This is a genomic window from Pseudomonas sp. (assembly GCF_049300855.1).
Lineage (GTDB): Bacteria > Pseudomonadota > Gammaproteobacteria > Pseudomonadales > Pseudomonadaceae > Aquipseudomonas.
In genome coordinates, this window is sequence record NZ_JBAQKH010000039.1 from 122,407 (window position 1) to 141,040 (window position 18,634).

16 protein-coding genes and 1 pseudogene are annotated in these 18,634 nt (G+C 59.9%); 6 read left to right on the forward strand and 11 right to left on the reverse strand.

The window, feature by feature from the left end:
* Positions 1-150 precede the first annotated feature (150 nt).
* Together WA225_RS20975 and WA225_RS20980 are read left to right on the forward strand one after the other, a co-directional pair.
* Positions 151-1,257, forward strand: coding sequence for a catalase family peroxidase (locus tag WA225_RS20975; RefSeq protein ID WP_422609420.1), 1,107 nt, complete (start codon positions 151-153; stop codon positions 1,255-1,257).
* A complete protein-coding gene (locus tag WA225_RS20980) occupies positions 1,254-1,799 on the forward strand; it encodes a cytochrome b (RefSeq protein WP_422609421.1) in 546 nt (181 codons plus the stop codon). The genes WA225_RS20975 and WA225_RS20980 overlap by 4 nt, the downstream gene beginning before the upstream one ends.
* Here WA225_RS20980 and WA225_RS20985 read toward each other — a convergent pair.
* Together WA225_RS20985 and WA225_RS20990 are read right to left on the reverse strand one after the other, a co-directional pair.
* A pseudogene (locus tag WA225_RS20985) lies at positions 1,796-1,963 on the reverse strand (MFS transporter); the annotation flags it as partial. The gene WA225_RS20980 and the pseudogene WA225_RS20985 sit on opposite strands and share 4 nt — an antisense overlap.
* A gap of 170 nt (positions 1,964-2,133) precedes the next feature.
* Positions 2,134-3,285: a M14 family metallopeptidase gene (locus WA225_RS20990; RefSeq protein ID WP_422609422.1), complete on the reverse strand. Its 1,152-nt coding sequence runs from the start codon at positions 3,283-3,285 to the stop codon at positions 2,134-2,136.
* A 94-nt stretch (positions 3,286-3,379) separates the two neighbouring features.
* On the opposite strand from WA225_RS20990, the gene WA225_RS20995 reads away from it, so the two are divergent.
* Positions 3,380-3,598: a hypothetical protein gene (locus tag WA225_RS20995; protein WP_422609423.1), complete on the forward strand. Its 219-nt coding sequence runs from the start codon at positions 3,380-3,382 to the stop codon at positions 3,596-3,598.
* 162 nt (positions 3,599-3,760) lie between these two features.
* Here the strand turns inward: WA225_RS20995 and WA225_RS21000 are convergent, their stop codons facing one another.
* Positions 3,761-4,099, reverse strand: coding sequence for a DUF6124 family protein (locus tag WA225_RS21000; protein ID WP_422609424.1), 339 nt, complete (start codon positions 4,097-4,099; stop codon positions 3,761-3,763).
* Between the two features lie 130 nt (positions 4,100-4,229).
* On the opposite strand from WA225_RS21000, the gene WA225_RS21005 reads away from it, so the two are divergent.
* Positions 4,230-4,886, forward strand: a complete 657-nt coding sequence (locus WA225_RS21005; RefSeq protein ID WP_422609425.1) for a LexA family protein — start codon at positions 4,230-4,232, stop codon at positions 4,884-4,886.
* Between the two features lie 40 nt (positions 4,887-4,926).
* Here the strand turns inward: WA225_RS21005 and WA225_RS21010 are convergent, their stop codons facing one another.
* The 4 genes from WA225_RS21010 to WA225_RS21025 are packed head-to-tail and all read right to left on the reverse strand — an operon-like array spanning position 4,927 to position 10,488.
* Positions 4,927-6,876 (reverse strand): acetyl/propionyl/methylcrotonyl-CoA carboxylase subunit alpha, encoded by a 1,950-nt coding sequence (locus tag WA225_RS21010; protein ID WP_422609426.1) that lies wholly within the window; start codon positions 6,874-6,876, stop codon positions 4,927-4,929.
* Positions 6,876-7,691 (reverse strand): gamma-carboxygeranoyl-CoA hydratase, encoded by an 816-nt coding sequence (locus WA225_RS21015; protein WP_422609427.1) that lies wholly within the window; start codon positions 7,689-7,691, stop codon positions 6,876-6,878. The genes WA225_RS21010 and WA225_RS21015 overlap by 1 nt, the downstream gene beginning before the upstream one ends.
* A 13-nt stretch (positions 7,692-7,704) precedes the next feature.
* Complete coding sequence (locus WA225_RS21020; RefSeq protein ID WP_422609428.1) at positions 7,705-9,312, reverse strand: carboxyl transferase domain-containing protein; 1,608 nt, start codon at positions 9,310-9,312, stop codon at positions 7,705-7,707.
* A gap of 12 nt (positions 9,313-9,324) precedes the next feature.
* Positions 9,325-10,488 (reverse strand): isovaleryl-CoA dehydrogenase, encoded by a 1,164-nt coding sequence (locus tag WA225_RS21025; RefSeq protein ID WP_422609429.1) that lies wholly within the window; start codon positions 10,486-10,488, stop codon positions 9,325-9,327.
* 297 nt (positions 10,489-10,785) lie between these two features.
* Here WA225_RS21025 and WA225_RS21030 point away from each other — a divergent pair, with 297 nt between their 5' ends.
* Positions 10,786-12,483, forward strand: coding sequence for an AMP-binding protein (locus WA225_RS21030; protein WP_422609430.1), 1,698 nt, complete (start codon positions 10,786-10,788; stop codon positions 12,481-12,483).
* A 665-nt stretch (positions 12,484-13,148) separates the two neighbouring features.
* Here WA225_RS21030 and WA225_RS21035 read toward each other — a convergent pair.
* The 3 genes from WA225_RS21035 to WA225_RS21045 all read right to left on the reverse strand — a co-directional run bounded on the left by WA225_RS21035 (position 13,149) and on the right by WA225_RS21045 (position 15,628).
* The gene (locus WA225_RS21035) at positions 13,149-14,048 is read right to left on the reverse strand and encodes a hydroxymethylglutaryl-CoA lyase (protein WP_422609431.1); all 900 of its coding nucleotides are present in this window, start codon (positions 14,046-14,048) and stop codon (positions 13,149-13,151) included.
* 144 nt (positions 14,049-14,192) lie between these two features.
* Complete coding sequence (locus tag WA225_RS21040) at positions 14,193-14,591, reverse strand: MerR family transcriptional regulator (protein ID WP_007917234.1); 399 nt, start codon at positions 14,589-14,591, stop codon at positions 14,193-14,195.
* A 107-nt stretch (positions 14,592-14,698) separates the two neighbouring features.
* The gene (locus WA225_RS21045) at positions 14,699-15,628 is read right to left on the reverse strand and encodes a LysR family transcriptional regulator (RefSeq protein ID WP_016986544.1); all 930 of its coding nucleotides are present in this window, start codon (positions 15,626-15,628) and stop codon (positions 14,699-14,701) included.
* A gap of 157 nt (positions 15,629-15,785) precedes the next feature.
* Between WA225_RS21045 and WA225_RS21050 the strand changes: the two genes are divergently transcribed.
* Entirely contained in the window at positions 15,786-17,015 is a 1,230-nt protein-coding gene (locus WA225_RS21050; protein WP_422609432.1) for an acyl-CoA dehydrogenase, read from the forward strand.
* A gap of 120 nt (positions 17,016-17,135) precedes the next feature.
* Here WA225_RS21050 and WA225_RS21055 read toward each other — a convergent pair whose 3' ends face one another.
* Complete coding sequence (locus WA225_RS21055; RefSeq protein WP_422609433.1) at positions 17,136-18,470, reverse strand: substrate-binding domain-containing protein; 1,335 nt, start codon at positions 18,468-18,470, stop codon at positions 17,136-17,138.
* Between the last annotated feature and the right edge of the window lie 164 nt (positions 18,471-18,634).

The window sequence follows — 18,634 nt, forward strand, 5'->3', positions numbered from 1 at the left end:
TGCTAGTCACTACGCTGTGGACTAGGGAGACGCTTGTCGGTGGAGGTTATTCCACGTTCGGAAAAATAAATACCGCACTGTGGAATAAACCTGATCGAGGTGCGTCTTGCTGATTCTTCCTACTTGTGGCCATTGGCCCTGGAGTCTTTCATGGTTGATCGCACCTCACCCAACGCTTCACCGCCCGGCAGGCCGCAGCGCCCGCCACTGAGTGCCGCGAGCCTGATACTGCGCCTGGGCGGCATTGCCGTGGTGGTGGCCGCAGTGGCCGGGGCGTTTGCCTACGTTCACGGCAACTTTGACCCACAACGCCTGACGCCAAAAGCGCTGGTCGATGTGCTGGAGAAGAACAACGGCGTGCATCCCGGATTCCGTCGTAACCACGCCAAAGGCGTCTGCGTGATCGGGCATTTCGAGAGCAGTGGCGAGGCGCGGGTGTTCTCCACCGCACAAGTGTTCAACGAGCCGCAGACGCCGGTAGTCGGGCGCTTTGCCTTGCCAGCGGGCAATCCTTATGCGCCGGATAGCAGCGTGCCGATTCGCAGCCTGGCACTGCGTTTCACCCAGGCCAACGGGCAGCAGTGGCGCACCGGGATGAACAGCATGCCGGTGTTCCCGGTCGGCACACCCGAGGCGTTCTATCAGTTGCAGCAGGCGCAGTCGCCCGATCCGGCCACTGGTAAACCCGATCCGGCCAAGGTCCCGGCGTTCTTTGCCTCGCACCCCGAGACCGTGCCGTTTCTGACGTGGATCAAGACAGCCAAGCCATCGGCCAGCTACGCCACCGAAACCTATAACAGCGTCAACGCGTTCTACCTGGTCGACGCCAGTGGCAAAAAGCAGGCAGTACGTTGGAGCATGCAGCCGTTGGCGCAAGACGCCGCGGGGGCAACGGCACCTGAGGGCAGCGACTTTCTGGAAAAAGACCTGGTGCAACGGCTGGCCGCCGCGCCGCTGCGGTTTCAGTTGAATATCACCCTGGCCAACGCCGAGGATCCGGTCAACGACGCCAGTAAAAACTGGCCCGAGGGGCGCAAAGTGTTGAACGCCGGCACCCTCGTGCTGGAAAGAACCCAGCCGCAACTCAGTGGTGAATGCCGCGACATCAACTACGACCCGCTGGTGCTGCCGGCCGGTATTCAAGGCACCGACGACCCGTTGCTGGCGGCGCGTTCCGCCGGTTACGCCAATTCCTACCTGCGCCGCACCAGCGAAGTCAGCCAATTGCCCGCCGCCAAACAGGAGGCTCGTCCATGAGCGCTCAACCGACTCATTTCGCGCTGCTGGCGCGGCTGCTGCATTGGCTGATGGCGGTAATGATCATCGCGATGCTGTTCATAGGTGCCGGCATGGTCACTTCGGTGTCGGAGCGGCATGAATGGCTGATTCATCTGCACAAGCCATTGGGCATTGCGATCCTGTTGTTGGTGATTGTGCGGCTACTGGTACGCCTTTCCACGCGCCAACCGCCACTGCCGGCCGACCTGCCGGATTGGCAGGCGATGGCGGCGAAGGCTTCGCACCTGTTGCTGTACGCCTTGATGCTGGTATTGCCATTGCTCGGTTGGGCGATGATCAGTGCATCGGGCGAACCGGTGATGCTCAGCACGACGTTGCAACTGCCGTCGATTGTGCCGGCCGATGCGCAGCTGTTTGCGTTGTTGCGCAAGGCGCATGGGTACTTGGCGTACTTGTTGTTCCTGACGGTGTTGTTGCACTTGGCGGCGGCGCTGTTTCACGGCTGGGTGCGCCGTGACGAGGTGCTCGACAGCATGTTGCGCGGCCGCGATCGCGACTAACCCGCTTGAGTGGCGCATCGTGCCGGTGCGCCGCTTTTCAGTGTCAGCCACCAATAAACCAGTGCGACGGCATTGATGCCGGCGCCGAGCAGGCACACGCCGATCCAGCCCGCTGACGCGTAAATGGCGGTCGACGTGATCGAACCCAGCGCACTGCAGAACGACGCTGCTTTGCGGAGGTTTCATGTCCAGAGTCCTTTTAGGTTTCAAAATAAAACCCAAATCACGGTATTGATTGTGGTTTTATTTGCAACCTGTTTGCAGGAGGCTGTGAACGGCGCACAGCAAAAGATCGCAGACAAGCTGCGATCTTTTGGGGGAAGCGAGGAGGGGATCAGCGCAGGGTGTCGACCATGTCGGCGATCGTCGTCAGCACGTCTTTGCCCAATTGTTTCGAGCGTTTGCCCGACCAGCCGGTTTCCGGGTTGGGCGCGTCATCGTGATCCTTGAACGGCATTTCCAGGGTCAGCGACAGGCAGTCGTACTTCTGACCCACGCTGTTGCAGGCCAGCGTCATGTTGGCCTGGCCCGGTTCGTCGCGGGTGTAGCCGTACTTGGTCTGGAAGTCTTTGGTGGTGTGCTTGAGATGGCTGCGGAAATGTTCTTCGAGCTTCTCGATGCGCGGTGTGTAGCCCGGGTTACCTTCGCAACCGGCGGTGAACACGTGGGGGATGGTTTCATCGCCGTGGGCATCGAGGAAGAAATCAACGCCGTACTTTTCCATTTGCTGCTGGACGAAAAGCACCTCGGGGCTGATTTCCTGGCTGGCGTTCTGCCATGCACGGTTCAGGTCCTGACCCATGGCGTTGGTGCGCAGATGGCCGTGGAACGCGCCATCCGGGTTCATGTTCGGCACCAGGTACAGATCGGCGCTGGCGAGCAGTTTGTTCAGCACCGGATCATCGTGTCTTTCGAGGCGCTCGATCACGCCTTCCACGAACCATTCGGCCATGTGTTCGCCGGGATGCTGCTGCGCGATGATCCAGATTTTGCGCTGGCCTTCGGCACCGCTGCCTTTGCGCAGCAACTGAATGTCGCGACCTTCGACACTTTTACCGGTCGCCAGCAACTCGGTGCCGGCCTTGCTCAATGCCTGTTCAATCAGCCAGTCGTGACGGCCACGGCTGTAGGGTTCGAAGTAGGCGAACCAGGCGTGCGTCTGCGTGGCTTCGAGGGAAAACCGCAGGCAGTCGCCTTCGAAAATGGTCGGTACGCGGAACCAGTTGACGTGATCATAGGAGGCAACGGCCTGATAACCGGGCCAGCCCTTGCTGTAGGTGGACTGGCTGGCGTTGTTCAGGCGAAACCAGTGCTCCTGACCGACATGCAGGCCGCTCGCCTTGAAGTGGAACCACTGGAAATGGGCGCTGCGGGTATCCGGGCGAATGGCCAGAACCGGATTGAGCGGGTTGCTGATGTCGATGACTTGAATATTGCCGCTGTCGAAGTTGGCGCTGATGTCGAACGAAGATTTGCCCACGGTCATAATCGTTTCCTGAATATGATTTTTATGGGCGTTACTGTACACCAGGCAGGGCTGAAACCGAGGGGAATTGCGGGGTTGTGGGGGGGCGTCTTCCTTGACGCGGATGCAGCTTAGAGACTGTGCGATTGATTCTCAAGTGCTAATTGTCTTTAGTTTGCCCCAATATGGACGGGCTCGGCTTGCCAAGCGATATTCTTTTGATATTATCCGCGCCATCGAATTTGCAACACCTGAAGACTTCATTAGCCTGAAGACACAAGCCCGAAAAACGGGCAAAAAAAGACCCGGCAAAAAGCCGGGTCAAAAACCGTGATTAGCCTGATGAGGAGATAGTCCAGAAGACCGACCTAAGGTCTCTGGTCCATCGACTGATCTCGCGACCAGCTGCTTGCAATAATAATCATTATCATTTGCAAGTCAAATGTTTTTATCTGCGCGATTGGAAAATTCTTTCCCGTCCGTCTGAACCCGTTGCTCAGACTTCATCGCCATCGAGCGAGTGGTCGACCATCGCCCGCGCCATATCCACCATGTGCACCACTGAAAATGCCAGGTCGCGGCTCGCGCCTTGCAGGTTTTCCGCTGCCTTGAATGCCGTGGCGGCCGCGCAGCGCAACAGATCCGAAGCGTGCACCAAAGCTTCCTCGCCACTGAGATGACGTCTCACGTCGAAAAAACGCTCATCAACCGCGGGTTCTGAAACAGCTGGTTTCAAGTAGTAATCGAGGGCACGTTGTGCTGCCGCATTACCTTGGGGCGAGTTGAAGGTGGTGTCCATTTGCAGATCGGGCAAGTCTTTGCTGGTGATGTTCATGATGAAGGGCCACTCCTTGTTCGGTTGAAAATCCGTGCTTGCAGAATAGTACGATGCGTAGTTGTGACCAGAATTTAAATACTACAATATGTGTTTTGCCGGCCGAAGGCGTCCGCGTAAGGTGCCGCACATGGATAAATGGATTGAGTTGGTCAAGGCCAAGATGAGTGAACTGAAAGTCACTCAAACAGAGCTCGGAGAGCGCGTCGGCATGTCCCAGGGCGGCATCGGCCATTGGCTGAACAAACGCCGTGAACCGGGCATCACCCAAATGAATCGCGTGCTGAAGGCACTCGGCATGGACTTCCTGGAAGTGGTGCTGGTGATTCGTGAGCCGCAGATAACGCCCGACGATGAGATGCCGCTGGCGCAGAAGTACAACCCGTACTTCCGTTACCCGGTCAGCGACTGGCACACGCCGTGCGAGGCGCGTGAGAGTGGGCAACCCGCCTACGGCTCAGCCGACAAGCAGCGTTTCGAACTGACCGATTATCACGCCCGAGGCGCGGCGTTCTGGTTGACGGTGGCGGGGGATTCGATGACCGCACCGCGCGGCCCGAGCATTGCCGAAGGCATGCTGATCCTGGTCGATCCGGAGGTGGAAGCGATGCCCGGCAAACTGGTGATCGCCCAGTGGCCGGACAGCGATGAAGCGATCTTTCGCAAACTCGACGAAGAGGGCGGCCAGCGTTACCTGGTGCCGCTCAATCCGACCTGGCCCAAAGCCCTGTTGACCGAAGAGTGTCGAATCATCGGTGTCGTGGTTCAGGCCACCGCGCGTTACTAATCAGATCGATCCTCGCCAGGCGCAGGATCGATCCTGCCGTTCACACCGCTTCCAGTTCAACCAAAGCGCTGCCTTCGCCAACCATTTCGCCTTCCTGGCAATACAGCGCTTTGATCACGCCGGCGTGTGGCGCGCGGATACTGTGTTCCATCTTCATCGCTTCCAGCACCACCAGTTGCGCACCGGCCTCGACCGATTGCCCGGCCTCGACCAGCACCCGGACGATGCTGCCGTTCATGGGCGCGGTCAAACCGCCCTGATGACTGTGGCTAGCCTCGACAGCGCTGATCGGGTCGTATGTCTCGACCCGGCGCAACTCGCCTTGCCATTGCAGGTACAGCGCCTCACCCTGGCGAATCGCCCGCAGCGCACGACGCACGCCATCGTGCTCGACAATCAACTCATCACCTGCCAGTTTCGCGTTGCCACCGGTGCCCAGCGTCAGCGCGCGGTCCTGACCTTCACAGCGCAAGTGCAGAGTGACTTCACGTGGCAGACCGGCGCGCAAACCGTTGCTGCACGCCCAGGGTGAGCTCGGGTCATCTGCCCGCGCAACGGCGGGCAAAGACTGCGCGAACGCTTGTGCCGCCGCCTCCCAGAAGGCATCGCTCAACGCTTCGGGCGTCGGCAACAATTGCTCCTGATAGCGGGGAATAAACCCGGTATCCAGCTCAGCGGCGGCAAACGCCGGATGCGCGATGATCCGCCGCAAAAAGTTGATGTTGGTCTTCAACCCGCCAATCGCGAACTCGTCGAGCATGCTCAACAGACGCAGACGCGCCTGCTCACGATCCTCGCCCCAGGCAATCAGTTTGCCGAGCATCGGGTCATAGAACGGCGAGATTTCATCACCTTCTTCAACCCCGCTATCGACGCGACGCCCCGGCCCTGCGGCGGACTCGCGATACAGATCCAGACGCCCGGTGGCCGGCAGGAAATCGTTCGCCGGATCCTCGGCATACAAGCGCACTTCAATCGCATGACCATTTAACGGCACCTGATCCTGAGTGATCGGCAGCGCTTCACCCCGCGCCACGCGAATCTGCCAGGCGACCAGATCCAGACCGGTGATGGCTTCGGTCACCGGGTGCTCGACCTGCAAGCGGGTGTTCATCTCCATAAAGAAGAATTCGCCACGCGCATCCAACAGAAACTCCACCGTGCCGGCGCCGACATAACCGATGGCCTGCGCCGAACGCACAGCCGCTTCACCCATTGCGCGCCGCAGTTCTGCGGTCAGGCCCGGTGCTGGCGCCTCTTCGACGACTTTCTGATGGCGACGCTGAATCGAGCAGTCACGCTCATTCAGATACAAGCAGTGGCCATGCTGATCGGCGAACACCTGGATTTCCACGTGACGGGGCTTGAGCAGGTATTTCTCCACCAGCATCCGCGAATCGCCGAACGACGACTGCGCTTCACGCTGAGCGGAGGCCAGCGCTTCGGCGAGCTGGCTGACCTCTTCAACCACTTTCATGCCCTTGCCGCCACCACCGGCCGTGGCTTTGAGCAGCACCGGATAGCCGATGCGTTCACAGGCATCGCGGAACGTATCGAGGTCCTGCGCTTCGCCGTGGTAGCCCGGCACCAACGGCACACCGGCGGTTTCCATCAACGCTTTTGCGGCAGATTTGCTACCCATGGCGTCGATGGCCGAGGCGGGCGGGCCGAGGAAGATCAGGCCGGCCGCTTCAATCGCGCGAGCAAAGCCTGCATTTTCGGATAAAAAACCATAGCCCGGATGAATCGCCTGCGCGCCGCTGGCCTTGGCCGCCGCGATCAGTTTGTCGATTTGCAGATAACTGTCGGCCGCTTTGCTGCCGCCCAGATCGACGCGAATATCCGCTTCACGGCTGTGCCGCGCTTCACGGTCGGTGGCGCTGTGCACGGCGACGGTGGTCAGGCCCAGGGCTTTGGCGGTGCGCATCACGCGACAAGCGATTTCGCCACGGTTGGCCACCAGCAGGGTGGTGAGAACAGGTGCGCTCATCAACGCGACTCCTTGGTGGTGGTTGCGGCTTGCCAGCTCGGCGGGCGCTTTTGCAGAAAGGCGCGCAAGCCTTCCTGGCCTTCAGGGCTGACGCGGATACGGGCGATGGCGTTTTCGGTGTAACGGCGCAGCGCCGGAGTCAGCGAGCCGTTGCCGACTTCGCGCAGCAAATCCTTGCTGGCGCGCATGGCGGCGGGGCTGTTGAGCAGCAAGTTGTTGATCCACTGTTCGACCTGTTGATCCAGCTCTGCGGCCGGATAGCTCTCGGACAACAAGCCGAGTTCCCGCGCCCGCTGCCCGCCAAAACGCTCGGCCGTCAGCGCATAACGTCGTGCTGCACGTTCGCCGATGGCCTGCACCACGAACGGGCTGATCACCGCCGGCGCCAGACCGATGCGCACTTCCGACAGGCAGAACTGCGCATCATCAGCGCCAATCGCCATGTCGCAGCAACTGATCAGCCCCAATGCGCCGCCGAACGCCGCGCCTTGCACCACGGCCACGGTAGGGATTTTCAGCTTGGCGAGGTTGTACATCAGCTCTGCCAGTTCACGGGCGTCGTCGAGGTTGGTGTGGTAATCGAGTTCGGCCGATTGCTGCATCCACGCAAGGTCGGCGCCGGCGCTGAAATGCTTGCCACGGCCGCGTACCAACAGAAAACGCAGACTGGCGTCGCTGGCGACTTTGTCCAGCGCGAGGATCAGCTCGCGGATCATCTCGGCGTTGAACGCGTTGTTCTTTTCGGCGCGGTTGAGCCACAGCGTTGCAAAACCGCGTGGGTCGCTGTGCAGTTCGAGGGTGTTGAAATCGCTCATGAGATTCTCCCGATCACATCCGGAACACGCCGAAGCGGCTCGGTTCGATTGGCGCGTTCAGCGACGCGGACAAGGCCAGGGCCAGCACATCGCGGGTCTGCGCCGGGTCGATGACGCCGTCGTCCCACAGCCGTGCGCTGGAATAGTAGGGGTGACCCTGTTCTTCGTACTGATCGAGGATCGGTTGCTTGATCTCGGCTTCCTGCTCGGCACTAAAAGTCTGACCGCTGCGTTCAGCCTGTTCGCGCTTGACCTGCACCAGCACGCCCGCCGCCTGCTCGGCGCCCATCACGCCGATGCGTGCATTGGGCCACATCCACAGGAAGCGTGGATCGTAAGCGCGTCCGCACATGCCGTAGTTACCGGCGCCGAAGCTGCCGCCGATGATCACGGTGAATTTCGGCACTTTCGCGCAAGCCACCGCCGTCACCAGTTTTGCGCCGTGCTTGGCGATGCCGCCGGCTTCATATTTCTGCCCAACCATGAAGCCGGTAATGTTCTGCAGAAACAGCAGCGGAATGCCGCGCTGGCAGGCCAGTTCAATGAAGTGCGCGCCTTTCTGCGCGGCTTCGGCGAAGAGGATGCCGTTGTTCGCCAGAATCGCGATCGGGTAACCGTGCAGGTGGGCGAAACCGCAGACCAACGTGGTGCCGAACAGCGCCTTGAATTCATCGAACACCGAACCGTCGACCAGTCGCGCAATCACCTCGCGCACGTCGAACGGTTGCTTGGCGTCGGCCGAGACCACGCCATACAACTCGTCGCTGGCGTACAGCGGCGCAATCGGCGCGCGCTGCTGCAGTTCACCGAGCTTGCGCCAGTTGAGATTGGCGACGCTGCGGCGGGCGAGGGCGAGAGCATGTTCGTCGCTCTCGGCGTAATGGTCGGCGACCCCGGAAATCTTGCAGTGCACATCGGCGCCGCCCAGCTCCTCGGCGCTGACCACTTCACCGGTCGCGGCTTTCACCAGCGGCGGGCCGGCGAGGAAAATCGTCGCCTGATTGCGCACCATGATCGCTTCGTCCGCCATCGCCGGCACATAAGCGCCGCCCGCAGTGCACGAGCCCATGACCACGGCGATCTGCGGAATGCCCATCGCGCTCATGTTGGCCTGGTTGAAGAAGATCCGCCCGAAGTGGTCGCGATCCGGGAACACTTCGTCTTGACGTGGCAGGTTGGCGCCACCGGAGTCGACCAGATAGATGCACGGCAGACGATTCTGCTGCGCGATGGTTTGTGCGCGCAGGTGTTTTTTTACGGTCAGCGGGTAGTACGAACCGCCCTTCACCGTCGCATCGTTGGCGACGATCATGCATTCGATGCCTTCGACCCGGCCGATCCCGGCGATCACGCCAGCGGCGGGTACGTCTTCGCCGTAAACGGCGTGGGCCGCCAATTGGCTGATCTCCAGAAACGGCGAGCCCGGATCAAGCAAGCGGTTGATGCGCTCACGCGGCAGCAGTTTGCCGCGCGAGGTGTGGCGTTCCTGAGCTTTCGCGCCGCCGCCCTGCGCCACTTGGGCGAGCAGGGTGTGCAGGGCGTCGACCTGTTTGAGCATCGCCGCGCTGTTGGCGGCGAACTCCGCTGAACGAGGGTTGAGCTGAGTGTGCAGGGTAGCCATGGCCAGCTCCGTTTAGCGGGTTTCGTTGAACAGTTCGCGACCGATCAGCATGCGACGGATCTCACTGGTGCCGGCGCCGATTTCGTACAGCTTGGCGTCACGCAGCAAGCGGCCTGCCGGGAATTCGTTGATGTAACCGTTACCACCGAGAATCTGGATGGCGTCGAGGGCCATTTGCGTGGCGCGCTCAGCGGTGTAAAGGATTACCCCAGCGGCATCTTTACGGGTGGTTTCGCCTCGCTCACAGGCTTGGGCCACGGCGTAGAGATAGGCGCGGCTGGCGTTGAGTTGGGTGTACATGTCGGCGACTTTGCCCTGGATCAACTGGAACTCGCCGATGCTCTGGCCGAACTGTTTGCGGTCGTGGATGTACGGCACGATCAGGTCCATGCACGACTGCATGATCCCGGTCGGGCCACCGGAGAGCACGACGCGCTCGTAATCGAGGCCGCTCATCAGCACTTTTACGCCGCCGTTGAGCACGCCGAGGATGTTCTCTTCCGGCACTTCGACGTCATCGAAGAACAGCTCGCACGTGTTGGAACCGCGCATGCCGAGCTTGTCGAACTTGTTGCTGCGGCTGAAACCTTTCCAGTCGCGCTCGACGATGAACGCGGTGATGCCGTGCGGGCCTTTCTCCAGATCGGTCTTGGCGTAGATCACATAGGTGTTGGCGTCGGGGCCGTTGGTGATCCAGGTCTTGCTGCCGTTGAGCACGAAGCGGTCGCCGCGTTTGTCGGCGCGCAGTTTCATCGAGACCACGTCGGAACCGGCGTTGGGCTCGCTCATCGCCAGTGCGCCGACGTGCTCGCCGCTGATCAGCTTCGGCAGGTATTTGCTTTTCTGTTCGTGGTTGCCGTTACGGTTGATCTGGTTGACGCAAAGGTTGGAGTGCGCGCCGTAGGACAGGGCGACCGAAGCCGAACCACGGCTGATTTCTTCCATCGCCACCACATGCGCCAGGTAACCCAGGCCAGCGCCGCCGTACTCTTCCGGCACGGTGATGCCGAGCAGGCCCATGTCGCCGAATTTGCCCCACATGTCGGCGGGGAACAGGTTGTCGCTGTCGATCTGCGCCGCACGCGGGGCGATCTCCTTGGCGACAAAGGACTGAACCTGATCGCGCAGCATGTCGATGGTTTCACCGAGGGCGAAGTTCAGGGAGGGATAGCTCATGGGTCACCTTTTGGCTTTTTTGTAGGGTGGGGAGGGCGGTCACTCAGCTCTCACCTTTACGTTAACGTAAGCCTGTGACGAATGGCTGTCAATCACCCTTTACGTTAACGTCAACTTAGGCGAGAGTAAGGGCAGTTCAAGATTGAAACGGAGCAGACCTTGTGGGAGCGAGCTTGCTCGCGAAAGCGTCAGATCAGTCAACATGGATGTCGAATCCGCTGGCCTCTTCGCGAGCAAGCTCGCTCCCACAGGGGTGAAATCCGGCAAAACCCACTAATAAAGACAATAGGGGTCGTCATGGATCAACCCAGTGCAAACCCGCAGCGCAGCTACACCCGTGGTTCTCAGGACAAAGCCTTGCTGGCGATGACCATCGGGCAGAAGTTCGATCACACGGTCGCGCAGTACCCGGACGGTGAAGCGCTGGTGGTGCGCCATCAGCAGCTGCGCTATTCCTGGCGACAACTGGCCGACGCGGTCGATTTGCATGCCAGAGCGCTACTGGCCTTGGGTTTGCAGGCCGGCGACCGTCTCGGTATCTGGGCGCCGAACTGCGCGCAGTGGTGCATTACCCAATTCGCCACGGCGAAAATTGGTGTGATCCTGGTCAACGTCAACCCGGCCTACCGCAGCTCGGAGCTTGAATATGTGCTCAAGCAGTCGGGCTGCCAATGGCTGGTCTGCGCCGGGGAGTTCAAGTCGTCGAACTACCACGCCATGTTGCAAGGATTAGTGCCAGAGTTGGCCGAGCAATCCATTGGCCAACTGCGCAGTGAGCGTTTGCCGGACTTGCGCGGGGTGATCAGCCTCGATCCGCAGCCGCCATCAGGTTTCCTGCCGTGGTCACAATTGACCGACATGGCGGCGAGCATTACCCCAGAACAACTCAGCGTACGCAGCGACAGCCTGCACTTCGATCAACCCGTGAACATCCAGTACACCTCCGGCACCACCGGTTTTCCCAAGGGTGCGACCCTCAGCCACTACAACATCCTCAACAACGGTTACATGGTCGGCGAAAGCATCGGCCTGACCCCGTGCGATCGCCTGGTGATCCCGGTGCCGCTGTACCATTGCTTCGGCATGGTCATGGGCAACCTCGGTTGCATCACCCACGGCAGCACGATGATTTATCCCAACGATGCGTTCGACCCGTTGCTGACCCTGCAAACCGTCGCCGCAGAAAAAGCCACCAGCCTCTACGGCGTGCCGACCATGTTCATCGCCATGCTCGATCAGCCGCAACGCCACGAATTCGATCTGTCGAGCCTGCGCACCGGGATCATGGCCGGCGCCACGTGCCCGATCGAAGTGATGCGCCGAGTGATCAGCGAGATGCACATGAGCGAAGTGCAGATTGCGTACGGCATGACCGAAACCAGCCCGGTGTCGCTGCAAACCGGGCCGAACGACGAGTTGGAGTTGCGCGTGACCACCGTCGGCCGCACGCAGCCGCAACTGGAAAGCAAGATCATCGACGAAGCCGGCAATCCTGTACCGCGCGGCACCATCGGCGAACTGTGCACCCGTGGTTACAGCGTGATGCTCGGCTACTGGAACAACCCGCAGGCCACGGCTGAAGCCATCGATGAGGCGGGCTGGATGCGCACCGGTGACCTGGCGAGCATGAACGAGGAGGGTTACGTCAACATTGCCGGGCGCAACAAGGACATGATCATTCGCGGCGGCGAGAACATTTATCCGCGTGAACTGGAAGAGTTTTTCTTCACCCACCCGGCGGTGGCCGACGTGCAGGTAATCGGCATTCCATGCTCGCGTTACGGTGAGGAGATTGTCGCCTGGATCAAATTCCACCCCGGCCACAGTGCTTCGGAGCTGGAGCTGCAAACCTGGTGCAAGGAGCGCATCGCGCACTTCAAGACGCCTCGGCACTTCAAGTTCGTCGAAGAGTTTCCGATGACGGTGACGGGCAAGATTCAGAAATTCAGGATGCGGGAAATAAGTATCGAAGAACTGAAAACAATCAAGCGGTGAACACAAACACTGTGGGAGCTGGCTTGCCAGCGATGGCGTCGGATCAGCCAGCGTCAATGTTGAATGATCTACCGCAATCGCTGGCAAGCCAGCTCCCACAGGGATTTGGGGGGATTGAGGAATCACAGAAAGCACAAAGGGGAGCCGAGGCTCCCCTTTAATTTTGTCGTCGCGTGCTCTTTTTTATTATTGAGGGTCGGTCTGTTGTTGTTTTTGGCAACCGTGGCCCTTTACCGCTGTTTTTGGCGACCCCCATCCGGGGTCAAGAGCAAACGTATTTTTTTGAGCGCTGATCTGCTTTCTCGCTAAGCGATCCAACCGATTCGGGGGCTACCTGAAGGTAGTTTTATTGTTCTCTGCCCGGTTGCGGGTCACTCCTGAGAGCACCCTGAAAAGCACACCTTCTCCAAAAAAATCTGTTAGCTGCGTCTCTGCCGTGTTGTTTTTGTTATGTCAGAGTCGGTACGTCTTATTTTTATTGGTTTGCTGCTTTTTATTCTTGTTATGCCATAGAGATAGCAGAAGCCGTGCCAACTTTTAAAATCCTTTATAAATCAATGATTTGAAAATTAAGGCGTTTTTTCATTCCGGCGAAACCAGACAATTTGTTTCCGTGTTACTCGCTTGAAGCCACATTCCGGACACAGCGGTAACACCTTCCCCCCTCACTGTGCGCTGCGAGCCTTGGCCACGCGCGAACCGCTCGGGCGACCGAGCACCGCGCTGATCTGCTGACCCGCAGCAATCAAGGCATCCAGGTCGATACCGGTGTCGATACCCAGGCCGTTGAGCAGGTACACCACGTCTTCGGTCGCAACGTTACCGCTCGCGCCTTTGGCGTAGGGGCAACCGCCGAGGCCGGCGATAGAGCTGTCGAAAACAGAAATGCCTTCAAGCAGGCTTGCGTAGATATTGGCCATGGCCTGGCCATAGGTGTCGTGGAAATGCCCGGCGAGTTTGTCCCGTGGCACGTGTGCCGAGACCACGTCGAACAAGCGCCGAGTCGCGCCCGCGGTGCCGGTGCCAATCGTGTCGCCCAGCGAAACCTCGTAGCAGCCCATCGCATACAACTCGCGCGCGACCATCGCCACTTGTTCCGGCGCTACCGTGCCTTCGTACGGGCAACCGAGCACACAGGACACGTAACCGCGCACGGTAACGCCATGTTGCTTCGCCGCTTCCATGATCGGTGCAAAGCGCGCCAGGCTTTCGCTGATCGAGCAGTTGATGTTGCGCTGCGAGAAGGCTTCGGAGGCGGCGGCGAACACCGCAACCTCCTTGACCCCGGCGGCGATCGCATCTTCAAAGCCGCGCAGGTTCGGCGCCAGTGCGCCGTAGGTCACACCGGGTTTGCGCTGGATCTGCGCGAACACTTCGGCGGAACCGGCCATTTGTGGCACCCATTTGGGCGAAACGAAACTGCCGACTTCTATATAGCCGAGACCGGCGGCGCTGAGGGCGTCGACCAGTTGCACCTTGTCGGCCACGCTGATCGGCTGGGCTTCGTTCTGCAGGCCATCGCGCGGGCCGACTTCGATCAGGCGTACTTGGGAGGGGAGGGACATGGGACTGACCTGCTCTTTTGAATTCGTGGAGAACCCTGTGGGAGCGAGCTTGCTCGCGAAAGCGGTGCATCAGTCGACAAACATTTGAATGTCAGACCGTATTCGCGAGCAAGCTCGCTCCCACAGGGAATAGTGTTTGATCTGTTAGATCGCCTGCTGGCTCTTGAGGGTCTGCTCCAGCGCCTGCACGCAGCGCTCTTCGGCGGTATCGAGTTCCAGCTTCATCTGTTCGATATCCAGCAACTGCTGCTCCAACTGCTCGCGGCGCTCAGTGATTTTCGCCAGCATGCTGTTGAGCTGTTTAGTGTTACCGCTGGATGGATCGTAGAGCTCGATCAGTTCACGGCATTCGGCCAGCGAAAAGCCGATGCGCTTGCCACGCAGGATCAGTTTCAGGCTGACCTTGTCGCGCGGTGAATAGATGCGTTCCTGGCCACGGCGCTCAGGACTGAGCAGGCCTTGCTCTTCATAAAAGCGGATCGCCCGGGTGGTGATGTCCAGCTCGCGGGCGAGGTCGGAGATGCTGTAAGTCTGGCTGCTCATGGAAGCGCTCGGAAAAAGGTCTTGGCGCTAAGCTAATGGCAGGTTGACGTTTACGTCAAGCTGGATGATCTTTGGTGTTCATGCTGGCCTCATCGCGGTAAGAAGTCTTACACCTTATCGAGCTTCTTCTCCTGCGCCGTCACCTGTTGGCACAACTCGATCATCTGCTCACGCATCCAGCGATTCGCCGGATCCTGATCGGTGCTTTCGTGCCAATACAGATGCGTCTCCACCGGCGGCACATCATTGACCGGCAGATTAAACGCCTGCAGTTCATGCCGACGGGCGAAGCGCTCCGGCACGGTCATGACCATATCGGTCTGCTGCATTACCTGCGATGCCATCAAATAATGCTGCGAACGCAGGGCGATCTTGCGCTGAATGCCCATTTTGCCCAGTGCCAGATCGACATAACCCAGACCACTGCGACGGCTGGAAATATGGATATGCGTCAGCGACAAGTAATCGTCCAGCGAAAGCTTTTCCTTGCCCGCCATCGGATGGCCCTTACGCATCGCACACACGTAACGGTCTTCCATCAGCTTGACGTGACGCACCTGCGGGTCAGTGTTGAGCGGCGCATCCACAGCAAAATCCAGCCGCCCGGCCGCCAGTTCCTTGGTGGTTTCGCGGCGCTTGGACAAGAAGCTTTCGATAATCACGGTCGGCGCCAGGCGGCGCAGGCGCTGAAACAGCGGCGGCAGAATCACCGCTTCGGTGAGGTCGGTCATGCTGATGCGGTAGGTCTTGACCGCCTGCGCCGGGTTGAAAATGCGGCTTTCCTGAACCGACACGCGCAGCAACGACAGCGCGTTGCGCACCGGGCCGATGATGTTCTGCGCCATCGGCGTCGGCACCATGCCCTGAGCTGTGCGCACGAACAGCGGATCGTTGAAGGTCTCGCGCAACCGCGCCAAGGCGTTGGACACCGCCGGCTGAGTGATGCCGACAATCTGCCCGGCGCGGGTCAGGTTGGCTTCGGTGTAGATCGCGTCAAAGACGATGAAAAGGTTGAGGTCGACCTTGCTCAGATTCATAACGCGGCTTCTCTTGTTTTTAAGGGCTGACGATCACTGGATCATATATCGGTGATGAATGTTTATACACGCCGAGAATAGGCTAGGTAAATTATCAGCGCTGTTCTAGCATCGATTGCATGACTTGAACAACCTCTGCCCAAGAAGGTAATTGATCATGGATTTCGCTTATTCGCCCAAGGTGCAAGAACTGCGTGAGCGCGTGACCGCGTTCATGGACACTTACGTTTACCCGGCCGAAGCCGTGTTCGAGCGCCAGGTTGCCGAAGGTGATCGCTGGCAGCCGACGGCGATCATGGAAGAGCTCAAAGCCCGTGCCAAAGCCGAAGGCCTGTGGAATCTGTTCCTGCCGGAATCGGAGCTCGGTGCCGGCCTGAGCAACCTTGAATACGCGCCACTCGCTGAAATCATGGGCCGCTCCTTGCTCGGGCCTGAGCCGTTCAACTGCTCGGCGCCGGACACCGGCAACATGGAAGTGCTGGTGCGCTACGCCAATGAAGAACAGAAACAGCGCTGGCTCGAACCGCTGTTACGCGGCGAAATCCGCTCGGCGTTCGCCATGACCGAACCCGACGTAGCCTCGTCCGACGCGACCAACATGGCTGCCCGCGCCGAGCGCAATGGTGACGAGTGGGTGATCAACGGCAAAAAATGGTGGACCTCCGGCGCCTGCGATCCGCGCTGCAAGATCCTCATTTTCATGGGCCTGAGCAATCCCGATGCGCCGCGCCACGCCCAGCACTCGATGATCCTCGTGCCAGTCGACACACCCGGCGTGAAAATCGTCCGTCCGCTGCCGGTATTTGGTTACGACGATGCGCCGCACGGCCACGCCGAAGTACTGTTCGACAACGTGCGCGTGCCGTACGAAAACGTCCTGCTCGGTGAAGGCCGTGGTTTCGAAATCGCTCAGGGTCGCCTTGGCCCAGGTCGGATTCACCACTGCATGCGTTCGATCGGCATGGCTGAGCGTGCATTGGAACTGATGTGCAAACGCTCGGTGAGCCGCACTGCCTTCGGCAAACCGTTGGCGCGTCTGGGCGGTAACGTCGACAAGATTGCCGACTCGCGGATGGAAATCGACATGGCGCGCCTGCTGACATTGAAAGCGGCGTACATGATGGACACCGTCGGTAACAAAGTGGCGAAAAGTGAAATCGCGCAGATCAAGGTTGTCGCGCCGAACGTGGCGCTGCGCGTGATCGACCGGGCGATCCAGATGCATGGCGGGGCAGGGGTGTCGAATGATTTCCCGCTGGCCTACATGTACGCCATGCAACGCACCCTGCGCCTGGCCGACGGCCCGGACGAGGTGCACCGTGCGGCAATCGGCAAGTTCGAAATCGGCAAATATGTGCCGAAGGAAATGTTGCGTAGCGAGCGCTGATCCACCTGATCGTTCCCACGCTCTGCGTGGGAATGCATCCCGTGACGCTCTGCGTCACAGTGGACGCGGAGCGTCCATGGCGGCGTTACCACGCGGAGCGTGGGAACGATCTGGCGGATATCAATACACCCAAACCTCAACCCGGCGATTCTTGATCCTGCCCTCATCCGCGTTGTTCGCCGCCACCGGCATCAACGCGCCAAAGCCGCGAACCTCGCGCAACACCACGCCGCTCTTCACCAATTCCCGTCGCACCGCCATCGCCCGCAGCTTTGATAGCAAATCGGCCCGCGCCGGGTCGTCCTTGAGATCACCAAAACCCACCAGCGTCACTGCGCGTTCAGTCTTGTCATGGCGCTTTATATAGTCGAACACCCGCGCCAGATCCTGACGCGCCTTGTTATCCAGCGTCGCGCTGCCTTCTTCAAAACGGAAGTTCACCGTCAGGCGCTGGGCGTGACGGCTGAGCGATTGATAGCCCTCGGGCATCAGCGCGTTCGGCGCGACGCTCATCGCATGCACGGTCTGGCTGATGAAACCGTTGGCAGCGACAATCGCCTGACCCTGGCGACTTTGCGCAAACGTTACCAAGGCCTGCGCCCATGGATTGTTGCTGGCGGGCGGCAGATAGAAGAACAAGCGCCGCGACAGTGGATAGTCTTCGGTGGCGATCAGGCTGTTCAGCGGTAACATCGATTGCGACGCGCCATCGGCGATCGCCACGGCTTTGGCCTGACGCACGTAGGGCAAGCCGATGAAACCGATGCCTTGCGGATCGCTACTCACCGCGTCGGACAATTGCTCGCTGGATTCAAACCGTTTCGCCGCGCTGTTCAGACTTTTCCCACGACGGCTGAGGACCAGTTCCTTAAACGTGTCGTAGGTGCCGGACTGATCATCGCGCGCATATAAATGAATCGCACCGCCACGCCCGCCGAGGTCTTCCCAGGTTTTCACCTCGCCGGCGAAGATTCGCGCCAGTTGCTCGGTGTCCAGTTGTTGGAGGGGATTGTCGGGATGAAGGATGATCGCCAGACCATCAATGGCGATGACTTGTTCGGCGGCGGGGCTTTTCAAGTCGCCCAGTGATTGCAGGGTCTGCAACTCACTGTCCTTGATCTCGCGAGAGGACGCGGCCAGGTCGGCGCTGGCAGTTTTCAACGCGGTGAAACCGGTGCTGGAACCGTGGGCGGCGACTTCCACAACCACGCGTTTGCCTTGAGCGGTCTGGCCGACAATGCGCAATTCGTTGGCGGTGTCCGGGGTTTCGCGGTGGATTTTCAGCAGACCCTGTTCTTGCAACAGGCCTTCGACCAGTGCCGGGCCGAGTTCGGCGCCGATGGTGTTGGAGCCTTGAATGCGCAACGCCGGGCCGTTTTCAGGAAGGGGCAGGGCGGCGGCGGCAACCGTCAGCCACGCACTCAAGAGAAAAACGCACAGAACACGCAGGGTCATGCCGGCACCGAATCAAGCCAAGGGGATTGCCGGGGAGATTAAGTCAGGCGCATGACCGAAAGATGACACCGATGAAACTGTGGGAGCGAGCTTGCTCGCGAAGGCGGTGCATCAGAAACATATCTGATGACTGACACTCCGCCTTCGCGAGCAAGCTCGCTCCC